Annotated in this window: 15 protein-coding genes; 12 read left to right on the forward strand and 3 right to left on the reverse strand. The window is 72.8% G+C overall.

Annotation, left to right across the window (positions count from 1 at the left end):
* Nucleotides 1-17: 17 nt before the first annotated feature.
* On the reverse strand, nt 18-1,694 hold the full coding sequence (locus ACWED2_RS14395) for a PQQ-dependent sugar dehydrogenase (RefSeq protein WP_449690919.1): 1,677 nt from the start codon (nt 1,692-1,694) through the stop codon (nt 18-20).
* Nucleotides 1,695-2,129: 435 nt separating this feature from the next.
* Between ACWED2_RS14395 and ACWED2_RS14400 the strand changes: the two genes are divergently transcribed.
* Entirely contained in the window at nt 2,130-2,345 is a 216-nt protein-coding gene (locus tag ACWED2_RS14400) for a hypothetical protein (protein ID WP_449691018.1), read from the forward strand.
* A 55-nt stretch (nt 2,346-2,400) separates the two neighbouring features.
* On the opposite strand, the gene ACWED2_RS14405 is transcribed toward ACWED2_RS14400, so the two are convergent.
* On the reverse strand, nt 2,401-5,631 hold the full coding sequence (locus tag ACWED2_RS14405) for a discoidin domain-containing protein (RefSeq protein ID WP_449690920.1): 3,231 nt from the start codon (nt 5,629-5,631) through the stop codon (nt 2,401-2,403).
* A gap of 165 nt (nt 5,632-5,796) precedes the next feature.
* On the opposite strand from ACWED2_RS14405, the gene ACWED2_RS14410 reads away from it, so the two are divergent.
* The 3 genes from ACWED2_RS14410 (at nt 5,797) to ACWED2_RS14420 (ending at nt 12,987) form a co-directional block, all read left to right on the forward strand.
* Entirely contained in the window at nt 5,797-6,993 is a 1,197-nt protein-coding gene (locus ACWED2_RS14410; protein WP_449690921.1) for a serine hydrolase domain-containing protein, read from the forward strand.
* Between the two features lie 438 nt (nt 6,994-7,431).
* A complete protein-coding gene (locus ACWED2_RS14415; protein ID WP_449690922.1) occupies nt 7,432-10,566 on the forward strand; it encodes a tetratricopeptide repeat protein in 3,135 nt (1,044 codons plus the stop codon).
* 171 nt (nt 10,567-10,737) lie between these two features.
* Complete coding sequence (locus ACWED2_RS14420; protein WP_449690923.1) at nt 10,738-12,987, forward strand: autotransporter-associated beta strand repeat-containing protein; 2,250 nt, start codon at nt 10,738-10,740, stop codon at nt 12,985-12,987.
* Between the two features lie 30 nt (nt 12,988-13,017).
* On the opposite strand, the gene ACWED2_RS14425 is transcribed toward ACWED2_RS14420, so the two are convergent.
* On the reverse strand, nt 13,018-13,692 hold the full coding sequence (locus ACWED2_RS14425) for an SGNH/GDSL hydrolase family protein (RefSeq protein ID WP_449690924.1): 675 nt from the start codon (nt 13,690-13,692) through the stop codon (nt 13,018-13,020).
* A gap of 312 nt (nt 13,693-14,004) precedes the next feature.
* Between ACWED2_RS14425 and ACWED2_RS14430 the strand changes: the two genes are divergently transcribed.
* From ACWED2_RS14430 to ACWED2_RS14465, 8 genes are all read left to right on the forward strand, one after another.
* On the forward strand, nt 14,005-15,558 hold the full coding sequence (locus ACWED2_RS14430) for an alpha-L-arabinofuranosidase B (RefSeq protein WP_449690925.1): 1,554 nt from the start codon (nt 14,005-14,007) through the stop codon (nt 15,556-15,558).
* Between the two features lie 51 nt (nt 15,559-15,609).
* On the forward strand, nt 15,610-17,166 hold the full coding sequence (locus ACWED2_RS14435; protein ID WP_449690926.1) for an alpha-L-arabinofuranosidase B: 1,557 nt from the start codon (nt 15,610-15,612) through the stop codon (nt 17,164-17,166).
* Between the two features lie 244 nt (nt 17,167-17,410).
* Nucleotides 17,411-17,623: a hypothetical protein gene (locus ACWED2_RS14440; RefSeq protein WP_449690927.1), complete on the forward strand. Its 213-nt coding sequence runs from the start codon at nt 17,411-17,413 to the stop codon at nt 17,621-17,623.
* A gap of 144 nt (nt 17,624-17,767) precedes the next feature.
* The gene (locus tag ACWED2_RS14445) at nt 17,768-18,313 is read left to right on the forward strand and encodes an RICIN domain-containing protein (protein WP_449690928.1); all 546 of its coding nucleotides are present in this window, start codon (nt 17,768-17,770) and stop codon (nt 18,311-18,313) included.
* Between the two features lie 166 nt (nt 18,314-18,479).
* Complete coding sequence (locus tag ACWED2_RS14450; RefSeq protein ID WP_449690929.1) at nt 18,480-19,802, forward strand: MSMEG_0569 family flavin-dependent oxidoreductase; 1,323 nt, start codon at nt 18,480-18,482, stop codon at nt 19,800-19,802.
* Nucleotides 19,802-20,638, forward strand: coding sequence for an amidohydrolase family protein (locus tag ACWED2_RS14455; protein WP_449690930.1), 837 nt, complete (start codon nt 19,802-19,804; stop codon nt 20,636-20,638). Before ACWED2_RS14450 ends, ACWED2_RS14455 begins: the two co-directional genes overlap by 1 nt.
* 4 nt (nt 20,639-20,642) lie before the next feature.
* Entirely contained in the window at nt 20,643-21,155 is a 513-nt protein-coding gene (locus ACWED2_RS14460) for an MSMEG_0572/Sll0783 family nitrogen starvation response protein (protein ID WP_086864132.1), read from the forward strand.
* Nucleotides 21,156-21,165: 10 nt separating this feature from the next.
* Nucleotides 21,166-22,236 carry an MSMEG_0568 family radical SAM protein gene (locus ACWED2_RS14465; protein ID WP_449690931.1) on the forward strand — a complete coding sequence of 357 codons (1,071 nt, stop codon included), beginning with the start codon at nt 21,166-21,168 and terminating at the stop codon, nt 22,234-22,236.
* Nucleotide 22,237: the final 1 nt, after the last annotated feature.

Genomic DNA, 22,237 nt, shown 5'->3' on the forward strand with positions numbered 1-22,237 from the left:
CCTTTCGTGAGCGGGGGTCAGTGTCCGAGCTCGACCTTGAGGATGCTTTCGCTGCTGTTGTTCGGGATGCTGTCCTTGTCGCCGCGGGTGCTGGTGGTCAGCCACAAACCGCCGTCGGCGGACGGTTCGACGGTGCGCAGCCGCCCGTACGTGCCGTTGAGGTACTGCTGGACATCGGTCAGGCTGTCCCCGGAGATTTCGGCCCGGTACAGCCGGGCTCCGCGCAGGCAGGCGATGTAGAGGGCGTCGCGGACCACGGCGATGCCGCTGCACGAACCTTCGGCGACGGGGTAGGTGTGCTTGGGCGCGACGAAGCCGGCCCGGCCGCAGTCGCCCGTGGTGCCCTCGCAGAGGGGCCAGCCGTAGTTGCCGCCGCGGACGATCAGGTTGGTCTCGTCCATGACGTTGTTGCCGAATTCCTGTTCCCAGAGCCGCCCCTGGGAGTCGAAGGCCAGGCCCTGCGGGTTGCGGTGCCCGTAACTCCACACCGGGGTGCCGAAGGGGTTGTCCGAGGGCACGGTGCCGTCGCGGTTGATGCGCAGGACCTTGCCCGCGAGATTCGCGAGGTCCTGGGCCCAGTCGCCGTTCTGGCCGTCGCCGGTCGAGACGTAGAGCTTGCCGTCGGGCCCGAACCGCAGCCGGCCGCCGTTGTGGTACTTGTTGCGCGGGATGCCGGTGAGCAGCACCTGCGGGGTGCCGGTCAGCACGCCGCCGCTGTAGCGGACGCGCACCACGCGGTTGTCGGTCGAGCTGGTGTGCATGACGTACAGCCACGGGTCGGCCGCGAAGTCGGTGGCCACGGCGAGCCCGAGAACCCCGCCCTCACCGTCGGTTCCCGCCACGTTCGGCAGCCGCCCGGCCACGGTCTTCGTGCCGGTGGCGGGGTCGAGGCGGACGATCTCGAAGGTGTCGCGGCGGCCGAAGAGCACCTGCCCGTCGGGCAGGGTGGTCAGCCCCCACGGCAGGTCGGTTTCGGTGGTGACGCGGGTGACCGAGCACAACGCCGTGGCGCAGGCGGAGCCCGTGGTGACGGTGACCTCGGTGCTCGGGGCCGACCGGTTGCCCTGCGCGTCGCGCGCCCGCACCTGGTAGCGGTAGCGGGTGCTCGCGGCCAGGCCGCTGTCGGTGAACGAGGTCGCGGCCGCACCGCTGGTCGAGCCGGCCACGGTGCTGTCGCGAAGCACCTCGTAGCCCGTGACGCCGATGTTGTCGGTGGCGGCCGTCCAGCGCACGGTGACCGTGGTGCCCGCCGCGGCCGCCGTCACGCCGGTGGGGGTGGTGGGCGGCTCGGTGTCGCTCTGGCACTGCGGCACGGTGAGGGTGACCGTGCGGCTGGCCTGGGAGACGTTGCCCGCGGCGTCGCGGGCGTTGACGTACAGGCCCCAGGTGGCTCCCGGTACGGTGGTCAGCCGCGCGGACAGCGCGGTGCCCGGCACCGACGTCATGAGCTGCCCGTCGTGGTAGATGTCGTAGAAGGCCACCCCGACGTCGTCGGACGACGGCCACCACGAAAGCGTCACCCCGGTGCAGGTCAGGTTCGAGGTGCGGGGGTTGGCCGGCGCGGTCGGCGGCGTCGTGTCGGCGGCGGTGGCGGCCGGCGCGGCCGGTGACGGCAGCACGACACCCATGCTCACCAGCACCACCGTGCACACCGCCCGGAAGCCCGAGCGGTTCGTTCCCGGGATAGCTCGCATGGTGTTCCTCTCTCACGGAATGCGAGGTGATCAACCCGGCTGGGAGCGCTCCCAGCCGTACCGTAGCGCAAATGGTTTGCCGCCGACAAGGCCGGTGGGCAGATATCCAACCGCACCCGCTGGTGTGGAAGGTGTGCCCGCGGAAGGCCTCGATGCCGGGGATGCCGGGCAGCTTCGGCCGCGTGAGGAGCCTCGGCTTCGACCCCGATGACCTGCGCCGGAGGTACCGAGCCGAACGCGACCGGCGGCTGCGCCCGGACGGGGCCGCCCAGTACCGCCGGACGGACGGCGAGTTCGGCTACTACGCCACCGATCCCTACACCGGCCGCGTCGACCGGGCGGCGAGGCAGGACCGGGTCGAGGCGGTAGTGGTCGGCGGGGGGTTTCGGGGGCCTGCTCACCGCGGCGCGCCTGCGCCAGGCCGGTGTCCAAGACATCCGCTTGGTCGATGGGGCCGGCGACTTCGGCGGCACCTGGTACTGGAACCGCTACCCCGGCATCCACTGCGACATCGAGTGCTACGAATACCTGCCGCTGCTGGAAGAAGTCGGCTACGTCCCGAAGTGGCGGTACGCGCCCGGCGAGGAGATCCGGCTGGGCGGACATGCCGTCCCTTCCGGGGCGGGGCGGCGAGGGGCCGAGACCGATTAAATCAATTGCTTGACTCGAGCGTGCCGGATGCCGCCCCTCCGTGGCCGGGGCCGCTTCAGCCGATGGTGATCTCCTTGCCGGTGCTCGGGACGCCGTGCGCGTCGAGGGCGTACAGCAGGTAGCGGCCCGGCGGTGCGACACCCGAAGCCGCGGGGACGGTGATCCGGTGAGCGGTCGGGCTCAGCGTCGTCGGGGTCAGCGGGATCCGGCGCTGGTCGGTGTCGACGGTGTGGGTCGCCGAGCCGACCCGCATGAGCGCGAAGGCGGTGACCGCGCGGTCGGTGCCGAGGGTCAGGGTCGCGCCGCCGGCCGCCGTTGCCGGTGCGGAGGTGATGGCCGGGCGGGGTTTCGGGGTGCCGTCCGGGTTGAGCAGGTACGGCGGGGTGAACACCTGGCCGTCGAAGTGGTTGGTCGCGCAGTTCCCGCAGAGCCCGCCGCCGCCGGAGAACACGCGGCCGTCGGGCAGGAGGTTGGCCACCGAGTGGTAGGTGCGGGGCACCGCCATCGGCGCGAGCCGGGTGAACCGGCCGGTGGCCGGGCTCCACAGTTCCGGGGTCAGCACGGCGGTCTGGTCGCTGAAGGGCACCGCGCGGGCCTGGCCGCCGATGACGAGGACGGTGCCGTCGGGGAGCACGACGCTGGTGGCGAACGCCCGCGCGAACGCCATGTCGCCCACGCGCGCCACTTCGGCGGTGCCGCCGGTGAGGTCGATGGTGTGGGCGCGGTTGGTGGCGTCGGAGTTGTCGTAGGCGGGCGCGCCCCCGACGGTGAGGATCTTGCCGACGTCGTACATGACGGCGTTGCCGTTCATGGCGTCCGCGCTGTCGCCGCGTGCCCCGGCGTCGGTCACCGAGCCCGCCCCGGTCGTGGACACCCAGTGCATCCGCGTGCTGGGCCCGGCGTGGAAGACCCGGCCACCGTCGGCGGCGAACAGCCAGGCGTGGTTGTCGGCGCGGAAGACGCCCCGCGGATCGGCGGTGAAGAACGGTTCCGGTGCCACGCCCGGCAGCTTCCGCCAGGTGTCGGCGGCGGGGGAGTAGACCTCACCGGCCTTGCCGCCCCGGCCGCCGCTCCACGACCCGCCGACGGTGAACACTTCGCCGGTGGAGAGCGTCACCTGCGACTGGTAGCCGCGGGCGGTGTTCATCGGCGCCGCCGCGGTCCAGGCGTTCGTCGCGGGGTCGTAGATGCTGGCCTGCCTGGCGTCGCTGCCGCCGGTGACCAGCACCCGCCCGTCGGCGAGGACCGAGAGGCCGGGGCAGAACATGTCGTGCCCGGTGTCGTCCACGCGCCGCTGGGTGACCTCGCCGGTGGTCAGGTCCATGATCGCGGTCTGGGTGTAGCCGTGCGCTCCGCCGTAGTTGTCCGCGGCGTAGGCCGACCAGGTCAGCAGCTTGTTCCCGGGCAGCAGGGCGGAGGCCACCGGGACGAGGGGGAACCCGACGGTCGGGCCCCACTGCCCGGTCTTGCCCGGGTCGGGGGCGGTGGTGGCGGAGAGGACGTCGATCTCGGCCGCGGCCGTCGCCGGGCCGCGGCCGCCGGCTTCGGTGAGCGCGGTCAGGCGGACGTAGCGGGCCACGGCTTCGGGGAACCGCGCGGTCTTCACCGCGGTGTCGTCGGGCCAGGCCCCCGCGGCCGCGGGGGCGAACGTGGTGCCGTCGGCGCTCGTCTCGACCCGGTACCGGCCGATGGCGCCGTCGGGCCGGTCACCGGGCGGCCGCACCTGGACGCCGGTGACCACCTCGGCGGCCCGCAGGTCCAGGGTGATCGAGTGCGGCAGCGGGGCGGCCGGCTTCGAGCGCCAGGCCGTGCCGGGGTCGCCGTCCAGCACGTTCGCGGCCGGGCCGGACAGATCCTGGTCCGAAGCGGTCGCGGTCCAGCCGGTGCGCGGCAGCGGGCCGGCACCGGCCGGTCCCGGTGCCGGGCCGTAGGCGTGGAACTCCACCGCCGAGGCGGTCTTCGCCGTGGTGACGCGGATGTGGCGGGCGAAGGTGTCGAGCCGGACGGCCTTGGGCGTGCCGTCGTCGGCCCAGGTGCCGGTGGCGGCGGTGGCGAAGGTCGTCCCGTCGGTGCTCGTGGCCACGGTGAAGCCGCCGGCGCGCTCGAGGGCCGCCGGGGTGAGGACGATCGCGGTGATCCGCTGCTCCTGCCGGACGTCGACGGTGAACGACGTGCCACGCCAGGCGGTGGCGAGGTCGTTGTCCAGCACCGCGGGGGCACTCGACGTCCAGCCCACGCGCGAGAGCGGTGCCGGGGCGCCGGGGAGCGGGCCGAGCAGCGAGATCTCCGCCGCCGAGCTGAACGGGCCGCGGCCGCCGGCCTCGGTGAGCGCCGTCAGCCGGACGTAGCGGGCGGTGACCACGTGGTCGAACACGGCGTCCTGGACGGCGTTCGCGTCGGGCCAGGCACCCGAGGAAACGTCGGTGAAGGCCGCGCCGTCGGCGGAGACGGCGATCCGGTACTCGCCGACCCGGCCGTTGGCCCCCGTCGGGCGGGGCCGGTAGAGCAGGCCGCCGACCGCGGTGGGCCGGCCGAGGTCGAGGGTGAGGTGGTGGGGGAGCGGGGTCGCCGTGCTGTAGCGGGAATGCCAGATCGTGCCCGGATCGCCGTCCACGGCGTTCGACGCCACGTCGTGCCCGCGCGTCGTCTCCTCGTCACTGGCGGCCGCGGTCCAGCCGGCCCGGTCCAGCACCGTCATCGGCACCGGCGCGCCCGGGGCGCCGAGCACGTCGAGTTCGGCGACCGCGGCGTAGGGGCCGCGGTTGCCGGCTTCGGTGAGCGCGGTCAGCCGGACGAACCGCGTCCCGGTGACGGCGAAGGACATCGTCTTGGGCGCGGCGTCGTCGGCCAGGGTGCCGGCGGCCACCGGGGTGCCCCAGGTCGTGCCGTCGAGGCTCAAGCGGACCTCGTAGCGGCCGATCGCGCCCCGCCCGCCACCGGGCCGCGGCGTGGCGACCAGGCCGGAAACCACGCGGGTGGCCCGCATGTCCACGGTGACCGACTGCGGCAGCGCGCCGGTGGACTCCCAGACGGTCGCGGTGCCGCCGTCGAGCAGGGACGCGGGGGAGCCGCTCGTCGCCGAGGCCGTCCAGCCGGTCCTGGGGAGCTTGGTGGCCGTCGGGACCATGGCCTGGGCGTTGGCCACCACGTGCCCACCGTGCGGGTCGGGTCCACCCGCCCCGTCGTGCCGTCCCACGAGCAGCGAAGCCACGACGACGCCTGCCAGAACCGGACCACCGAACCGCCACACCATGCGCACGACGCGCACATCGCCGCCCTTGATCAAGATGTTTCACCTCGGCGAGCCGGATCACGACGATTGCTCCGAACGGCGGCACTCCGCGCCGTCCTCAGTCCGAAAAGGACGGAAGGCGCCCGCCCGGTCCGGCCCTTCGCAGGATCGCCGGGCTGCGCTACTGTCGGGGGAAACCGCATACTCCGGGGGGAAATCATGCGTCGGCTGGCCGGCTCCGCTGCTTGCGTCGTTCTGCTGTTCGCCGGAACGGCGACCGGTACCGCTGCCGCCGCCGGACCGGACCCGCGGCAGGCCGCCCTCGAAGCCGCCGTGCAGGCCGGGAACGTGGGAATGGTCGCGATCGCGGCGGATCCGGCCGGCCGGTGGCGCGGGCGCGCCGGGGTCGCCGACGTCGTCACCGGGGCGAAACCCGACACCGGCGGGCGGTTCCGCGTCGGCAGCGTGTCCAAGACGTTCACGGCGACCCTCGTGCTGAAGCTCGCGGCGAAGGGCAGGCTGGGGCTGGACGAGCCGATCGCGAAGTACCTGCCCGGCCTGCTGCCCTACCCGGAGCCGATCACCGTCCGCCAGCTGCTGCAGCACACCAGCGGCCTGCCGCGTGACCTGGCGCCGCAGTACACCTGGACGACCGCGGAAGAGGTGGACACCGAGCGGTTCGTGCACTTCGGCGAGGTGGAGGCGATCCACGACAGCACCGTGCAGCCGCTGCTGTTCCCGCCGGGCACGGGCTGGTCGTACTCCAACACCGGCTACAACGTGCTGGCCCTGCTGGTGGAGAAGCTCACCGGCCGCCGGTTCGAGCAGGTGCTCGCCGACTGGATCACCGGCCCGCTGCACCTGGCCGACACCTTCCTGCCGCGAGACTTCCCGCTGGTGCCGCGCCCGGCCATCCGCGGCTACGAGCAGCTCTACCCCGCGCCGCACGGGCTGACCGACGTCACCGCGTACAACCTCAGCCGCTACTTCGGTGCCGGCAACGTCATCTCGAGCGCGGCCGACCTGAACCGCTTCTTCGAGGCGTTGCTGGGCGGCGAGCTGCTGCCGCCCGGCCTGCTCGCGCAGATGAAGACCACGGTCCCGTGGCCGGGCCAGGGCGGGCTGCTCGCCTACGGGCTGGGCCTGATGCGCCTCTCCCTGTCCGGGATCTGCGGCCCCGGCGCCCCCGACGTCTGGGGCCACGCCGGGGACGTCCCCGGGTACAACACGTGGAGCATGAGCGACGGCACCACCCGCCGGATCACGGTCGCGTCCAGCCCGGACCTGTCGGCTTCGCCCGAAGCGGCGTCCGGGCGGGTCCTGGCGATGGTGACGGAGTTCTGCACCCCGGATCTCACGGCCGCGCGGGAACCCGCCGCCCGGCTCGAAGCGGCGGTGCGCCGCGGCGGCCGGTGAGGGGCAGGCGCAGCCGGAACCCGCTGTCGACGGCGGGTTCCGATGCCGCCGCCACCCCGACCGTGCACCCACTCTCGCCGGGCGCGGTCTTGGTCCACCACCCGGCGCCCGAAGGTCCGGGTCGTGCCGATCGGCGGGGAGTTCGGGTCGGGTCGCCGGTGTCCGCGCGGCTGCGGTAGTGGCCGCGGCACGTCCGTTCGGGGCGCGTTCCGCCGGGTGCGGGCAGCGCCACAATCAGTCCTTTGTGGACTCTCCAGTCGTGCTGCGGCGCCCGGTCCGCGGTGCGTGGCACAGCGATCCGGTTTGTCGCTACGATCACCGGGCCGCCGGACCACGCGCGGGGCGGGATTCGCGCGGCCGGCTGCTCTGTTCGGACCAGGGACGTGACCCGAGCCGGTGCTTCCCCGGCACGCGGAACGTGGGGGGTGCGGAGGGCGGATGACGGGTCGGCAGGCACCGGGCGTCGACGTCCGGGTGCTCGGGCCGTTCGAAGTCGAGGCCGACGGCGGGCTGTTCGACCCGGGCGGTCCGCGGCTGCGGGCGGTGCTGGCGCTGCTCGCGGCCCACGCCGGCCGGCCCGTGAGCGTGTCGCTGCTGGTGTCCGAGCTCTGGGGGCCCGAGCCGCCGGCGGATGCCGGGCGGACCGTCCGCACCTACGTCTCGCGCCTGCGCCGGGCGATGCCGCCGGTGGCCGGGCTGATCCACACCCGGGCGCCGGGGTACGTCCTGCTCGAGCCGGAGACCGTGGACGCGGTGCGGTTCCGGCGGCTGGCGCGGGCCGGTCGCGCGGCGCTCGCGGACGGTGCGGCCCCGGTCGCCCGCGAACGGCTGACCGCGGCGCTGGAGCTGTGGCGCGGGACGGCCTACCACGAGTTCGACGGGATCGCCGCCCTGGAGATGGAGCGGACCCGGCTGGAGCGCGAACGCCTCGACGCGGTCCAGGACCGCATCGAAGCCGACCTGTCCGCCGGGGCGGGCGTCGAACTCGTCGCCGAGCTGACGGAGCTGACCGCGGCCCACGCCGGGCACGAGCGGCTGTGGGGACAGCTGATGACGGCCCTGTACCGCGCGGGACGGCAGGCCGACGCGCTGGCCGCCTTCCGGCAAGCCCGGCACGACCTGCTGGAGCACGCCGGGGTGGAGCCGTCCGCCGAGCTGACCGACATCCAGCGCCGCATCCTCGAACACGATCCGCGGCTGCTGGCCGCACCCCGGCCCGAGCCCGCGGTGGTGACCGCGCGGCCGGCCCAGCTGCCGCCCGCGGTGCCGGGCTTCACCGGGCGGCTGGCCGAACTCGCCGCCCTCGACGCCGCGGCCGGGGCAGCGGCGGGCACGGTCGTCGTCCTCGCCGTCTGCGGCACGGCGGGCGTGGGCAAGACGGCGCTGGCGGTGCACTGGGCGCACCGCGCCGTCGCCGGGTTCCCGGACGGGCAGCTCTACGTCGACCTGCAGGGCTTCGACCCCGGCGGCGTGCTGGCGGCGGAGGAGGCCCTGAGCGGTTTCCTGACCGCCTTGGGCGTCGCCGCCGACCGGCTGCCGGACTCCCTGCGGGCCCAGGTCGCGCTGTACCGCAGCCTGACCGCCGGAAAGCGCATCCTGGTCGTGCTCGACAACGCCCGCGACGCCGCGCACGTCCGCCCCCTCCTGCCTGCCGAGCCGGGCTGCGCGGTGGTCGTCACCAGCCGCGACGACCTCGCCGGCCTGGTGGCGCGCGACGGCGCCCGCCGGATCGGGCTGGAGGTGCTGGCGCCCGGCGAAGCGGTCGAACTGCTCCGGCGGCTCGTCGGCGACGGGATCGCGGGCCCGGCGGAGCTCGGCGACCTGGCCGCGCAGTGCGCCCGGCTTCCCCTCGCCCTGCGGGTGGCCGCCGAACTCGTCTCCCGGCGTGGCCGCATCGCCCTCGAGGACCTCGCCGACGAGCGGCACCGGCTGGACTTCCTGGACGCCGGGGCCGACGCCGAGACCGCCGTGCGGGCCGTGTTCTCCTGGTCGGAACGGCACCTGCCGCCCGCGGCGAACCGCCTGTTCCGGCTGCTGGGCCTGCATCCCGGCCAGGACATCGACAGCGCCGCCGTCGCCGCGCTCGCCGGTGCCGGCGCCCACGACGTCCGCCTGCTGCTCGGCGTGCTGGAGGGCGCCCACCTCGTGGAGGCGCCGGGCGCCGACCGCTGGACGATGCACGACCTGCTGCGGGCCTACGCCCGCGAACGCGCGCAGCAGCGGCTCCCCGAATCCGACCGGCGAAGCGCGCTGAAGAACCTCTACGAGTTCTACCTTTCCCGCGCGCTGGACGCGATGGACGCCCTGTTCCCGGAGGCGGTCCGGTGGCGCCGCGGCGACGCCGGTCCGGTCCGGCCGGCGGCCATGTCGGCGGTCGCCGCGAAGGCGTGGCTGGACACCGAACGGCGCACCCTCGTCGCGATCACGCGCACCGCGGACGGCGAGCTCGCCGGGTACGCCGTCAAGGTGGCGCGGGCGATCGACCAGTACCTGAGCGTCGGCTACCACAACGCGGAAGCGTTCTCGGTCCACCAGCGCGCGCTCTGGGCGGCCGAGCGGCTCGGCGACCGGGCCGGACAGGCCCGCGGGCTGCTGGAACTCGGGCGATCGCACGCCCGCTCCGGCGCCTACGGCGACGCCGGCGAACACTACCGGCGCGCACTGGAGCTGTTCCGGCAGCTCGGCGACCGCGCCGGGGAGGTGCGTACCCTGATCGCGCTGAGCCACAACGAAGGCCGGGCCGGCCGGTCCCACGACGCGCTCGCCGGCTACGGACAGGCGCTCACCCTCAGCCGCGAGATCGGCGACCACGCCCAGGAGGCCGTCGCGCTGGCCAGCATCGGGCAGGTGCAGCACAGCCTGGGCCGGCACGAGGACGCGGTTTCGTGTTACGAAAAGGCGGCCGCGATCTACACCGAGACGGGCCAGCGCGTCGGCCTGGGCCGGATCCTCAACGACCTCGGCAACGCCCTGCAGAGCTACGGTCGGCTGCCCGAGGCCTACGACCACCACCAGCGCGCGCTGCGGATCCTGCACGACATCGGCGACCGCGCGGCCGAATCGATCGCGCACACCGACCTCGGCCGGATCTGCTCGCGGTGGGGGCGGCACGCCGAGGCGCTCGAGCACCACCACCAGGCGCTCGCGGTGTTCTCGGAGATCGGCGACCCGGTCGGCGAGGCGGAGGTGCTGGTCAACCTCGGCAGCGCCTACGAGCGCATGGGCCGGTACCCCGAAGCGGGCGACGCGCACCAGCAGGCGCAGATCCTGGCCGCGAAGCTCGGCGACCGCCGGCTCGAATGCGCCGCGCTCAACGGGCAGGGCCGGGTGGCCGGCGCGGCCGGCCACCGCACCGACGCCCTCGGGTACCACGAACAGGCCCTGGCCCACGCCCGGACGATCGAAGACCGCGAGCAGGAAGCCCGGTCGCTGGACGGGATGGCGGCCGTCCACGCCCGCTCCGGAGCGGTGCCCGAGGCACGCCGGCTGTGGGCGGCGGCCCTCCGGATCTACGACGAGCTGCACATGCAGGACGCCGCTGAGGTACGGCAACGGCTCGACGAGCAGTGGTGACGTCGTGGCGGCGGGCCGGCCGCCCCGGACCGTCCGATGAGGACTGTCGCTTGTGTCCACCCGATCCCGATCGTCCCGGTCCCACCTGATCCCGCCGCGGGGTTGACAGGACCGTGCCGGGGACGAAGACTGTGCGCCGGAAATGTTATCGCTAACAATTCGAGGTAGGTCGTGCGCGGACAGCGTTGCGGTGGCCGGCTTCCGGTGGTGGTGACCGCGATCCTCCTCGTGGTCCTGGGTGCGCCGGGTGCGTTCGCGCAGTCCGGGGGCCGGGACGTCACCGCCGACGTGCTCGCGAACCGGGACGTGACGCTGAGCGGGGACACGGTCGTGCGGCTCGCCGGCGGCGTCACCACGTACACGGGGGTGCTCAGCGGCGAAGGCGTCTTCACCGTCGGCGGAACGGGCACCCTGGTGCTGGTGAAGAACAGTGACTTCACGCTGCCGGCCGACCGGCGCCGCCAGAAGATCGTCACCGTGGGCGGCAACCATCCGGTGACCACGATCGCGAACCCCGACCCGCCCGCGGTGATCGTGCAACGCGGGGCGACCCTCCAGTACGGGAGCGGATCGGGCGGCGACGGCGTCATCGGGCATTTCGCCCAGGCGCCCGGGGTTTCGCTGAACACGCTGAACCACCAGGTCGACGGGACGCTGGACCTCGCCGTGCACCGGGCGGTGAGCCTGGGCGTGCTCAGCGGGACCGGGCTCGTCAAGCAGCGGCGGGGCACGTGGCCAGGCATCGAACTGCCCGGTACGCACCCGTTTTCGGGGACGCTGTACGTCGGTACGGTCGCGGACTACGGCAGCGTGAACTACCTCACCGCCATGCCGAACGTGCGCAAGGTGGTCAACCAGGGGTCGTTCATCCACAACGCCCCGGACGGCGAGGTGGTCACCGACGCCGCCGACATCTATTCGCAGTTCTACGGCAACGACATCAACTTCCACACCTGGGGTTCCGGGGTGGTGCGGATGTCGGGTGTGTACAGCTGGTCGGACAACGGGTCGGACACCGCTCCCGCGCTCAGTGACCCGACCCGGAACTTCGCCGCCGTGCCGCACCGGGACAACAAGCGCGGTATCAACATCGAGGGTGCCACGGTGACCTGGGGCGACGGTACGCACCACCGCTTCTTCCTGCCGGGCAACGAAAACACCGTCTACGTCAACATGCACGCGGACCCGGGCGGCGCCCGCAGCGTGCTGACGTTCGACTACAACGGCCCGGTCACCCTGGACGCGCCGATCTCCGGCGGGAAGTACCACGACACGATGGCGGACGTCGGCCGCGGCGACGTCGTCGTCGCGGCGACCCGCGGCAACGCGGTCACCTTCACCGCGCCGCAGAACTACGACGGCGACACCACGATCGGCGCCGGCGCGTCGCTGCGGCTGGGTGACGGCAGCCCGGACGGTGACAGCTCGCTGCTGCCGACCGGCAAGGTCGTCGACAACGGCGAGCTGATCGTGCAGAACGCCACCAAGGGAACCGCACTGGCCCGGATCGGCGGCACGGGCTCGGTGACCCAGGCCGGCCCGGCCACCACCACCCTGACCGGTGAGCTCACCTACACGGGCCGGACCACGGTGAAGGCCGGCACGCTCGCGGTCGACGGCGGTTCCCTCGCCGCGAGCGCCGCGGTCGACCTGCCGGCGGCCGGGGCGACGCTGGACCTGACCCGGGCCGGCGCCACGACGGTCGGCAACCTCTCCGGCGCCGAGGGCAGCACCGTGGCGGCCGGCCGGACGCTGACCGTCCGGGCCACGGCCGCGACGACGTTCGGCGGTGCACTGACCGTCTCCGGCACGGTGACCAAGACCGGCCCCGAAACGCTCACCCTGACCGGCAAGCACACCACCCCGGACAGCACCTGGGCCGTCCGGGACGGAACGCTCGCGCTGACCGGATCCGTCCAGGTGCGGCAGCTCGCGGTGCAGCCCGCCGGGAAGTTGCGGGCCGGCGGAACGGTGGCGGGCGCGGTGGACAACGCCGGGACGGTCGAGGCGACCGGCCTGACCGTGCGCGGCGCCTACACCCAGCGGCCCGGCGCGCGGCTCACCGGCACCCGGATGACCGTCACCGGTCCGGTGACGCTCGCGGGCACCTTCGCGCCGGATCCGGCGCAGGGCCCCGGCGTGCTCCTCGACAACCAGGGCCCCGGCCCGGTCGCGGGCACCTTCGACGGACTCCCCGAGGGCGCGGCCGTCGGCGCGCTCCGGCTCACTTACCACGGCGGCGACGGCAACGACGTCGCGCTGACCGGCGAGGCCGCCGCGGTCCGGCCGGACGGCGCGGTGGCGCAAGCCGCGACCGTGGCGGGTTCCGGGCCGGTGTGGTGGTTTTCGGCGGCCGGCGCGCTGGTCGTGCTGATCGCCGGCGGGATCGTGGTGCGCAGGCGGGTGCGGGGCCGCGGCTGAGTGCCGACCGGGTCCGCTCTCCGGCGTGTGTCAGTACGGTTCGTGGTCCGGGGCCGCCGCGCGCACGGGAGCTTCGAAGAGGTCCGCGAGGCGGGCGTAGCCGACGTCGTTCGGGTGGAACCAGTCGTCGGCGAGGCTGCCGCGGATCGGGCTCAGCGCCGGGCCGCGCAGGTCGGCGACGTGCACGTGGTCGTCGGCGTCGATCAGCGCGTTGACCGCCCGTGCTTCGGCGTTGCGCCTCGGCAGGGTGGCGACGACGGACCGGCCCGGCGGGAGCTCGGCGAGCAGCCGGGCGAACCGCCCGGCGAGCCCGCGGCGGCGGGCCGGGGTGAGCATGTCGTTGGCGCCGACGAGGACGGTCACCAGCACCGGCGGCGTGGGCAGGGCACGCAGCCGGGGGAGCTGGTGGTCGAGGACGTCGGCGACCCGGGCACCGGAGGCCGACAGGTTGAGCACCGCGAACGGCTCGCCGAGCCGGGCGTTCAGGCGGGGCACCCAGCCCCCGCCGACGGTGCTCGCGCCGATGCCCTGCGTCATCGAGTCGCCGAGCGCGACCCAGAGGGGCCGGCCCGAGCCGAGCGCCCGGCGGTTGGTTTCCGCCCACGCCCGCGCGAAGGGCTCCTTCTGCGCGCGGACCCGGCGAATGCCGGGCAGCACCGCGCCCGCGGCGTCGAGCAACCGGCCCGACCACGTCCGGTTCGGCACGAACACGTCCTCCTGATCGCCTCCATCGGCATTCGGAGCCGGGGGCGCCGCGGATGGGCGGGCACGGCAGGCCAAGAGGAGCTTCCACGATCGGGGCCGGCGGAGCAAGTGCCGGATTCGTCCCTCCGAAGGGGACACCAAATTCGTCCATAAGGGACATAAGGCCGGGGAAACGCCCGCTGACTCGACTGGCGTATTGACGTGCTCCCGGCAGTCGTCGATAGTGATGACTCCAATCCGAACTTCGAGCGGAAGCCGCCCGCCCGTTGAACTGTTAGCGCTAACATTCGACATCGATGAACAAGGGAGTTCATGATGCCCGCGCTGCCCGTGTTCCGCCGACCGCGCCGTGGAGTGACCGCCTCCTTCGCCGTGGTGGCGCTCGTTTTGCCGGTTCTGATCGCTTTCGGTGGCACTTCGCAGGCCGCCGCGCAGGGGCCCTGTGACATCTACGCCGCGGGTGGCACGCCGTGCGTCGCGGCGCACAGCACCACCCGCGCGTTGTTCGCCACCTACAACGGTGCGCTCTACCAGGTACAGCGATCCTCGGACAACGCGGTGCGGGACATCGGGCTGCTGTCCGCCGGCGGGATCGCCGACGCGGCGGCGCAGGATTCGTTCTGCGCGGGCACCACGTGCACCATCACCCGCGTCTACGACCAGACCGGCAGCAGCGGCAACACGCTGGTCTACCAGGGACCCGGGGGAACCGGCGGCGCGGACACCGCGGCCGTCGCCACCACCGAGGCCTTGACCGTGGGCGGGCGCAAGGTCTACGCGTTGTACATCAACCCCGGCAACAGCTACTTCGCCGGCGGTTCCGGTGTGCCGACCGGCAGTTCGCCGGAAGGCGAGTACATGGTCACCAGCGGGACGCACGTCAACAACGGCTGCTGCTTCGACTACGGCAACACCGAGACCGACCACCGCGCCGACGGCAACGGCGCGATGGACGCGATCAACTTCGGCACGGAGTGCTGGTTCGGCGGGTGCAGCGGAACCGGGCCGTGGGTGCAGGCGGACCTGGAGAACGGCCTGTTCTCCGGTGGCAGCAAAACGTGGAACCCCAACCAGGTCGCCCAAACCAGCCGGTTCGTCACCGCGATGCTGAAGAACAACGGCACCACGCAGCTGGCGCTGCAGGGTGGCGACGCCCGGTCCGGGAGCTTGACGAAGTTCTACGGCGGTGCGCTGCCCAGCGGCTACAACCCGATGGACAAGCAGGGCGCGATCATCCTCGGCAGCGGCGGCGACTGCTGCCAGACCAACCGGAACGCCAGCGCGGGCACCTTCTACGAAGGCGCCATGGTCAAGGGGTATCCCTCCGACACGACCGACGCCGCGGTCCAGGCCAACATCGCGGCGGCGGGCTACGCCACCGGTGCCGGCCCCTTCGCCCCGGGCGCGAAGGTTTCGCTGCAGGCCACCACTTCCTGCTGCACCGGCGAATACCTGCGGCACGACACGGGCGACGACAAGGTGGTGATCGCGCCGGTGACGGCGGGCAGCGCGCCGGCCGACAAGGCGGCCGCCACCTGGATCGTCCGGCCCGGCCTGGCCGACGGCAGCTGCGTTTCCTTCGAGTCGGCCGACGCGGCGGGCAGCTACCTGCGGCACTACGCGTTCCAGCTCCACCTCCAGCCGAACAACGCGACGACCCAGTTCGCCGCCGACGCCACCTTCTGCCCGAAGCCCGGAAACAGCGGCGCGGGGTATTCGTTCCCGTCGTTCAACTACCCGGCCAAGTACCTCCGCCACTACGCCGCCACGGCCTACATCGCGAGCAACGGCGGCACCAACGCCTGGGACACCACCTCGCTGTGGCGCGAGGACACCTCCTGGCTCGCCGCAGCCCCCTGGAACTGACCACGCACCGGAAGTCCAGTGACGCATTTCCCACCGTGTGAAGGAGAACAGATGACCCGACGAACGTGGCTCCGCCGCGCCCTCCTGGCGGCCGGCACCACCACCAGCCTCGCCGCCGGCCTGCTCACGGCGACGGCCACCACCTCGCAGGCCGCCGCCCAAGGCCCGTGCGACATCTACGCCGCGGGCAACACCCCGTGCGTGGCCGCGCACAGCACCACCCGCGCTCTGTATGCGGCGTACAACGGCCCGCTGTACCAGGTGCGGCGCGCGTCCGACAACACGACCCGGGACATCGGTGTGCTGAGCGCCGGCGGGTACGCCGACGCCGCCGCGCAGGATTCCTTCTGTGCCAACACCAGTTGCGTCATCACGGTCATCTACGACGAGTCCGGCAAGGGCAACCACCTCACCCAGGCGCTCCGGGGGCACTGGCCCGGCCCGGCCGCGGGCGGCAACGACAACCTCGCCAACGCCTTCGAAGCGCCCGTCACGGTCGGCGGCCACAAGGCGTACGGCGTCTACATCGCTCCCGGCTCCGGCTACCGCAACAACAACACCAACGGCATCGCGACCGGTGACCAGCCGGAGGGCATGTACGCGATCTTCGACGGCACGAACTACAACGGCGGCTGCTGCTTCGACTACGGCAACGCCGAGACGAGCGGCAACGACGACGGCAACGGCACCATGGAGGCCATCTACTTCGGCAACAACAAGGGCTGGGGTTACGGCAGCGGCGCCGGCCCGTGGGTCATGGCCGACCTGGAGAACGGCTTGTTCTCCGGCGTGAACCAGCACTTCAACGCGGGCGACCCGACGGTCGCCAACCGGTTCCAGACCGCGATCGTCAAGGGCGGCCCGAACCAGTGGGCCATCCGCGGCGCCAACGCGCAGTCGGGCGGCCTGGCCACCTACTACAGCGGTGTGCGTCCCAACGTCGCCGGCTACAACCCGATGAAGAAGCAGGGCGCGATCATCCTCGGCATCGGCGGCGACAACAGCGTCGGCGGACGCGGCACCTTCTACGAAGGCGTGATGACCGCGGGCTACCCCTCGGACGCCACCGAGAACGCGGTCCAGGCCAACATCACCGCCGCCGGCTACAGCAGCGCCCCGACCGGCGCGGGAACCCTGACGCCCGGGGCCAAGGTCTCCCTCCAGGCGACGACGGCGTGCTGCACGTCCGACTACCTGCGGCACAACGACGCCGACGACAAGGTCGTCATCTCCGCGGTCGACTCCGGCAGTACGGCCACCCTCAAGGCCGACGTGACCTGGATCGTCCGGGCGGGCCTGGCCAACACCTCCTGCCTGACCTTCGAGTCGGCCGACCAGCCCGGCCGGTTCCTGCGCCACTACGCGTTCCAGCTCCACCTGAACGCCGACGACGGCGGCACCGCCTTCGCCCAGGACGCCACGTTCTGCCCCACCACGGGCAACAGCGGCGTCGGAAAGTCGTTCCAGTCGATCAACTACCCGACGAAGTACCTCCGCCACTACAACTTCACCGGTTACGTCGCGAGCAACGGCGGCAGCAACACCTGGGACTCGACGACGTCGTGGGCCCAGGACACCAGCTGGCTCGTCGCCTCGCCCTGGAGCTGACGAAACACCCACCGGCCGCGAGCACGGCTTCCCTGCAGCGTCGCAGGGGGGCCGTGCTCGTTCCCACGAATTCGTCGAATGGAATTTACCGCGGTAATGGCAGATCTTCTGCGGCCGGATGCCGACACCGAAACCGGGCTGTTCGGCCGAATTCGTGCGCATTGTCGCTCAGTGCGTGGACACGGGTGCGGGGAAGCCGGAAGATCCGGCCGACGAACGAACCGCAGCCGCAAAAGGAGTTCGCGTGCCGGAGCTGCCCTTGGACCGCAGAGGCTTTCTCGCCGTGGCGCTGGCCGCCGGGGCCGCGGCGCTGCCCGGCGGATTTCCGGCCGGCGCGGCGGCGGCCCCGCGGAGCACCCTCCCCGAACGCGGTATCCACGACACCGCCCCGGCCACGTCCTGGACGGACGGTTTCCTGACCGGCACGAGCTCAACCCCGAGACCGCACCCGGACTGATCGCTCCCGCGCTGCGGGCCCTGGAACTGCGCGGCGACGAAAACCTGTCGGCCCACGGGAGCCTGCACCGCGCGCTGGCCGCCGCCCGGCTGAAGGACGGCGGGAAGGGTCTACGCCAACCTCCGCAAGATCCTCGGCAACACCATGGTCTTCCGGTCGCTGATGACCTCGCACAACCCGAACCTGCAGACCTACAACGCCGACGCCGCCCACACGATCCCCGGGGTGCTGGCCGAGGCGCTGCTCTACTCCCGGCCGGGGGTGCTGGAGATCCTCCCGGCCCTGCCCGGGCAACTGGCCAAGGGGTCGATCACCGGCGTCCGGGCGCGCGGCCGGATCCGGGTCCACAGCCTCAGCTGGGACCTGTCCGCGCGCACGGCCACGGTCTCCGTCACGTCGGCGATCGACCAGGCCGTCACGCTGATCAGCCGCCGGGGCATGACGTCGGTGACCACATCGGCGCCCGTCACCCCGTCGCCGCTGGGTTCGTACGCCAGAGTCGTTTCCCTGACGGCGGACCAGCGCGTCGAAATCACCGTCGCACTGGACGCCGGGTCCGTGCGGCTGGTCAACCGGCGCAGCGGGAAGGTCCTCGACGTCACCGGCGGCGGAACGGCCGACGGCGTGAAAGTCGTCCAGTGGACCTGGACCGGCGGCGCCAACCAGCAGTGGCAGCTCGTCGACGCCTGACCGCTCGTGAGTGGTAATTCGGGTTCTAACCCGAATTACCACTCACGAGCGGCCGGGTGCGGTGTTAAGCGGGGGCCGGGAAAGTCGTCACACGGGGGCGGCCTGGTAACACGCCGGTGTTCCGGGGGAAACCGTCCGGAAATGGTTCGCCGGTGCACTGAGCGGCATGACCTTCCAGCTCGACGGCCTGCACCGGCCGGTGATCGTGGTCGGCGGCGGCCAGGCGGGACTCTCGATGTCCCACTGCCTGACCACTGCCGGGGTCGGGCACGTGGTGCTCGAACGCGAGCGCGCGGGGCACGAATGGCGGACCCGCCGCTGGGACAGTTTCTGCCTGGTCACGCCGAACTGGCAATGCCGGCTGCCCGGGTTCCCCTACGCGGGCGACGATCCGGACGGGTTCATGGTCCGGGACGAGATCGTCGCCTACCTCGAGGCGTACGTGAAGGAGTTCGACGTCCCGCTGTACGAGGGCGTCGAAGCGACGCGGCTGCGCCCGCTGCCCGGCGGCGGGTTCCGGCTCACGACGTCGGCCGGCGAGCTGACCGCCGACCACGTCGTGCTGGCCACCGGCCCCTACCAGGTGCCGCTCAAGCCGCGGCTGGCCGAACGGCTGCCCGAGCACGTCGTCCAGCTGCACTCGGCCGAGTACCGCAACCCGGCGCAGCTGCCGGACGGCGAAGTGCTGGTCGTCGGCACCGGGCAGTCCGGCTGCCAGATCGCCGAGGACCTGCACCTGGCCGGGCGCCGGGTGCACCTGGCCGTCGGGTCGGCGCCGCGGGTGGCCCGGCGCTACCGCGGCCGGGACGTCGTCGCGTGGCTCGACGAAATGGGGTACTACGCCCGCGGGATCGACGAGTTCGCCGACGCCGACGCCGTCCGGTTCCGGGCCAACCACTACGTCACCGGCCGCGACGGCGGGCACGACATCGACCTGCGCGCGTTCGCCACCCAGGGCATGCAGCTCTACGGCAGGCTGCAGAGCGTCCGAAGTGGACAGCTGGAGTTCGCCGCCGACCTGCGCCGCAACCTCGACGCGGCCGACGCCGTTTCGGAAGGCATCAAGGACTCGATCGACGCCTTCATCGCGAAACGCGGGACCCCGGCACCCCACGAGGACCGGTACAAGCCGGTGTGGGAGCCGCCGGACGGCCCGCGCACCCTCGACGCGGAAACGCTTTCGGCGGTCGTCTGGAGCACCGGGTTCGGCCGTGACCACCGCTGGATCGACGTCCCGGTGTTCGACGGCAAGGGCTACCCGACCCACCACCGCGGCGTCACCAGCTGCCCCGGGCTGTACTTCCTCGGCCTGCCGTGGCAGCACACCTGGGGTTCGGGGCGGTTCTGCGGCGTCGCCGCGGACGCGGCGTACCTGACCCGGCGGATCACCAGCGGCGGGCGGGGTGCCGACGTCCGGTGGATCTCCGGCACGCCGGTGAGCACGTACCCGGCCGACGACGACTGGGTCGCGCCCCGGACGGTGGCCTGATGCCGTGGACCAACGACGCCCACCGGCACCTGGGCGTGCTGCCCGCCTACCCGTTCTACGGCGGCCCGCCGGTCGCGCCGGCGATCGGCAGCCGCGCGACGATCGGCGAGCTGCTGTCCGACATGGACCGTGAAGGCACCGAACGCGCGCTGGTGATCCCGAACTACGGCGTCCCGGACCCGGCGATCGCGTTCTCCTTCAACGAACTCTGCGTCGAGGCGGCGGCGAAGGACGACCGGATCAGCGCCGCGCTCTGGGTCTCTCCGCGCCCCGAAGACGCCGACCGGACCGAAGAAGCGCTGAACCTCGCGGGCGAAGAAGGCGTGCGGGCGCTCAAGCTCAGCTTCCTGCTGGGCGGCCGCGCCTCCGACCCCGCCTGCCGGCCGCAGCTGGACCGGATCTTCGCCGCCGCACGGGCATACGACCTCGTCGTGCACGTCCACACCTCGCCGGGCGCGGCCTCGGACATCGACGAGGTCGGCAAGCTCGTCGACACCTACGCCGACGACGTCAAGCTGCACCTCGTCCACTTCGGCGGCGGCATGAGCGGGCACATCAAGCTCGTCGGCGGCCGCTTCTTCGACTGGATCGCCGCCGGGAAGCAGGTCTACACCGACCTGTCCTGGGCGATCGGCTTCACCCCCCGCTGGCTCGTCGAGGAGATTTCGCGCCGCGGCCTCGGCCACGACCGCGTGCTGTTCGCCTCCGACCAGCCGTGGGGCGATCACGAGGGCGAACTCGCGAAGCTGGCCGCCGCGGCCGGCGACGGCGAGCTCGCCGACCTGGTTTTCCGCGGCACGTTCGACGTGCTGTACGGACCGAAGAAAGGGAAATAGACCGATGGCAGAGCTGACCGAGACCGAGAAGACCAGCCTCGACGAGATCCCGCACCCGTCGCTGCCGCAGGGTTCCAGCCTGTACGGCGGAACCAAGGTCTTCCCGGACTACCAGGCCGAACCCGGCCAGAGCTACTTCACGCTCGTGCACGGCATCGCGCACGAGTCGTCGGTGAGCTTCGTGGCGATCCTGCAGGCGACCCGCGCGCTGCGGAAGGGCTTCGAGGCCGCGATCTACTTCTACGGCCCGGGTTCGCTGAACTGCCTGGCCACCCGCGGCTTCCCGACCACCGGCAACGCCGCGTTCCCGGGCGAGCTGAACATCAACGACCAGCTCAAGACGTTCATCAGCGAAGGTGGCAAGGCCTACTGCTGCCGGTTCGGGCTGTCGCTGCACGGTGCCCGCGAGGAGGACCTCATCGAGGGCGTCATCCCGACGCACCCCCTCGACGTCCAGGACGCGCTGATCCACTACGCGCGCAAGGGCGCGATCATCAACTCCACCTACATGTTCTAGGGAGCGGCTCGTGCGCGTTGGCATCGAAGAAGACCTGGACACCCGCGCCGACATCGCCGTCCGCGGGGTGCGAGTGGACGCACCCGTACAACGCAGCAAGGGCGCCGGGCCGAGCGACGACGGCCACCTGGTCGTCGACGGTGCCAACGCGACGCTGCCGCTGAACCCCGAAAGCCCTTACGAGGTCCGCGACGGCCGGATCCACCGGGGGACGGTCGACCTCGGCCTCAGCGCGACCCCGGTGGCCCGGCCGCGGTTCTACGACCTGTCCACTTCGGACGGAACCCCGTACCGGAAGATCGCGCTGCTGCACGGCAAGGACGTCCTCGCGACGACCGTGGTGCAGACGTGCGTCCGGTACGCCGAGGACCAGCGGTGCCGGTTCTGCACCATCGAAGAGTCGCTGCGGTCCGGGGCCACCGTGGCCGCGAAGACGCCGCGGCAGCTGGCGGAGGTCGCCGAGGCGGCCGTGCGGCTCGACGGCGTCCGGCAGATGGTGATGACGACCGGCACCACCGCCGGGCCGGACCGCGGGGCCCGGCACCTGGTGCGGTGCGTCCGCGCGGTGCTCGAAGCCGTGCCGGGCCTGCCGATCCAGGTGCAGATCGAGCCACCGGGCGACCTCGGCGTCCTGGCGGAACTGCGGGACGCCGGGGCGACGTCGATCGGCATCCACGTCGAGTCGCTCGACGACGACGTCCGGCGGCGGTGGATGCCGGGCAAGTCGACCGTGCCGCTGGCCGAGTACGAAGCCGCGTGGGCGGAGGCGGTCCGGGTGTTCGGCCGCAACCGCGTCTCGACGTACCTGCTGATCGGGCTCGGCGAGGACCCGGACGACCTCGTCGCCGGGGCCGGGCGGCTGATCGGCCTGGGCGTCTACCCGTTCGTCGTCCCGATGCGGCCGATGCTCGGCACCCTGGCCCGCCGCGACGGCGCCACCGCGCCTGCGCCGTCGCTGGTCGCCGAGGTCACCAGCCGGGTCGCGGCGCTGCTGCGGGCCGCCGGGATGACCGGGGCCGACCAGGGCGCGGGCTGCGCCGCGTGCGGGGCCTGCGGGCTGCTCAGCGCGGTGGGCGGCTGAC

Source organism: Amycolatopsis sp. NPDC005003 (genome assembly GCF_053600695.1).

Coding starts and splice junctions, on each gene's coding strand:
- ACWED2_RS14395 (WP_449690919.1), bottom strand. CDS start 1,694: ATGCGAGCTATCCCGGGAACGAACCGCTCGGGCTTCCGGGCGGTGTGC.
- ACWED2_RS14410 (WP_449690921.1), top strand. CDS start 5,797: ATGCGTCGGCTGGCCGGCTCCGCTGCTTGCGTCGTTCTGCTGTTCGCC.
- ACWED2_RS14415 (WP_449690922.1), top strand. CDS start 7,432: ATGACGGGTCGGCAGGCACCGGGCGTCGACGTCCGGGTGCTCGGGCCG.
- ACWED2_RS14430 (WP_449690925.1), top strand. CDS start 14,005: ATGATGCCCGCGCTGCCCGTGTTCCGCCGACCGCGCCGTGGAGTGACC.
- ACWED2_RS14435 (WP_449690926.1), top strand. CDS start 15,610: ATGACCCGACGAACGTGGCTCCGCCGCGCCCTCCTGGCGGCCGGCACC.
- ACWED2_RS14445 (WP_449690928.1), top strand. CDS start 17,768: ATGGTCTTCCGGTCGCTGATGACCTCGCACAACCCGAACCTGCAGACC.
- ACWED2_RS14450 (WP_449690929.1), top strand. CDS start 18,480: ATGACCTTCCAGCTCGACGGCCTGCACCGGCCGGTGATCGTGGTCGGC.
- ACWED2_RS14455 (WP_449690930.1), top strand. CDS start 19,802: ATGCCGTGGACCAACGACGCCCACCGGCACCTGGGCGTGCTGCCCGCC.
- ACWED2_RS14460 (WP_086864132.1), top strand. CDS start 20,643: ATGGCAGAGCTGACCGAGACCGAGAAGACCAGCCTCGACGAGATCCCG.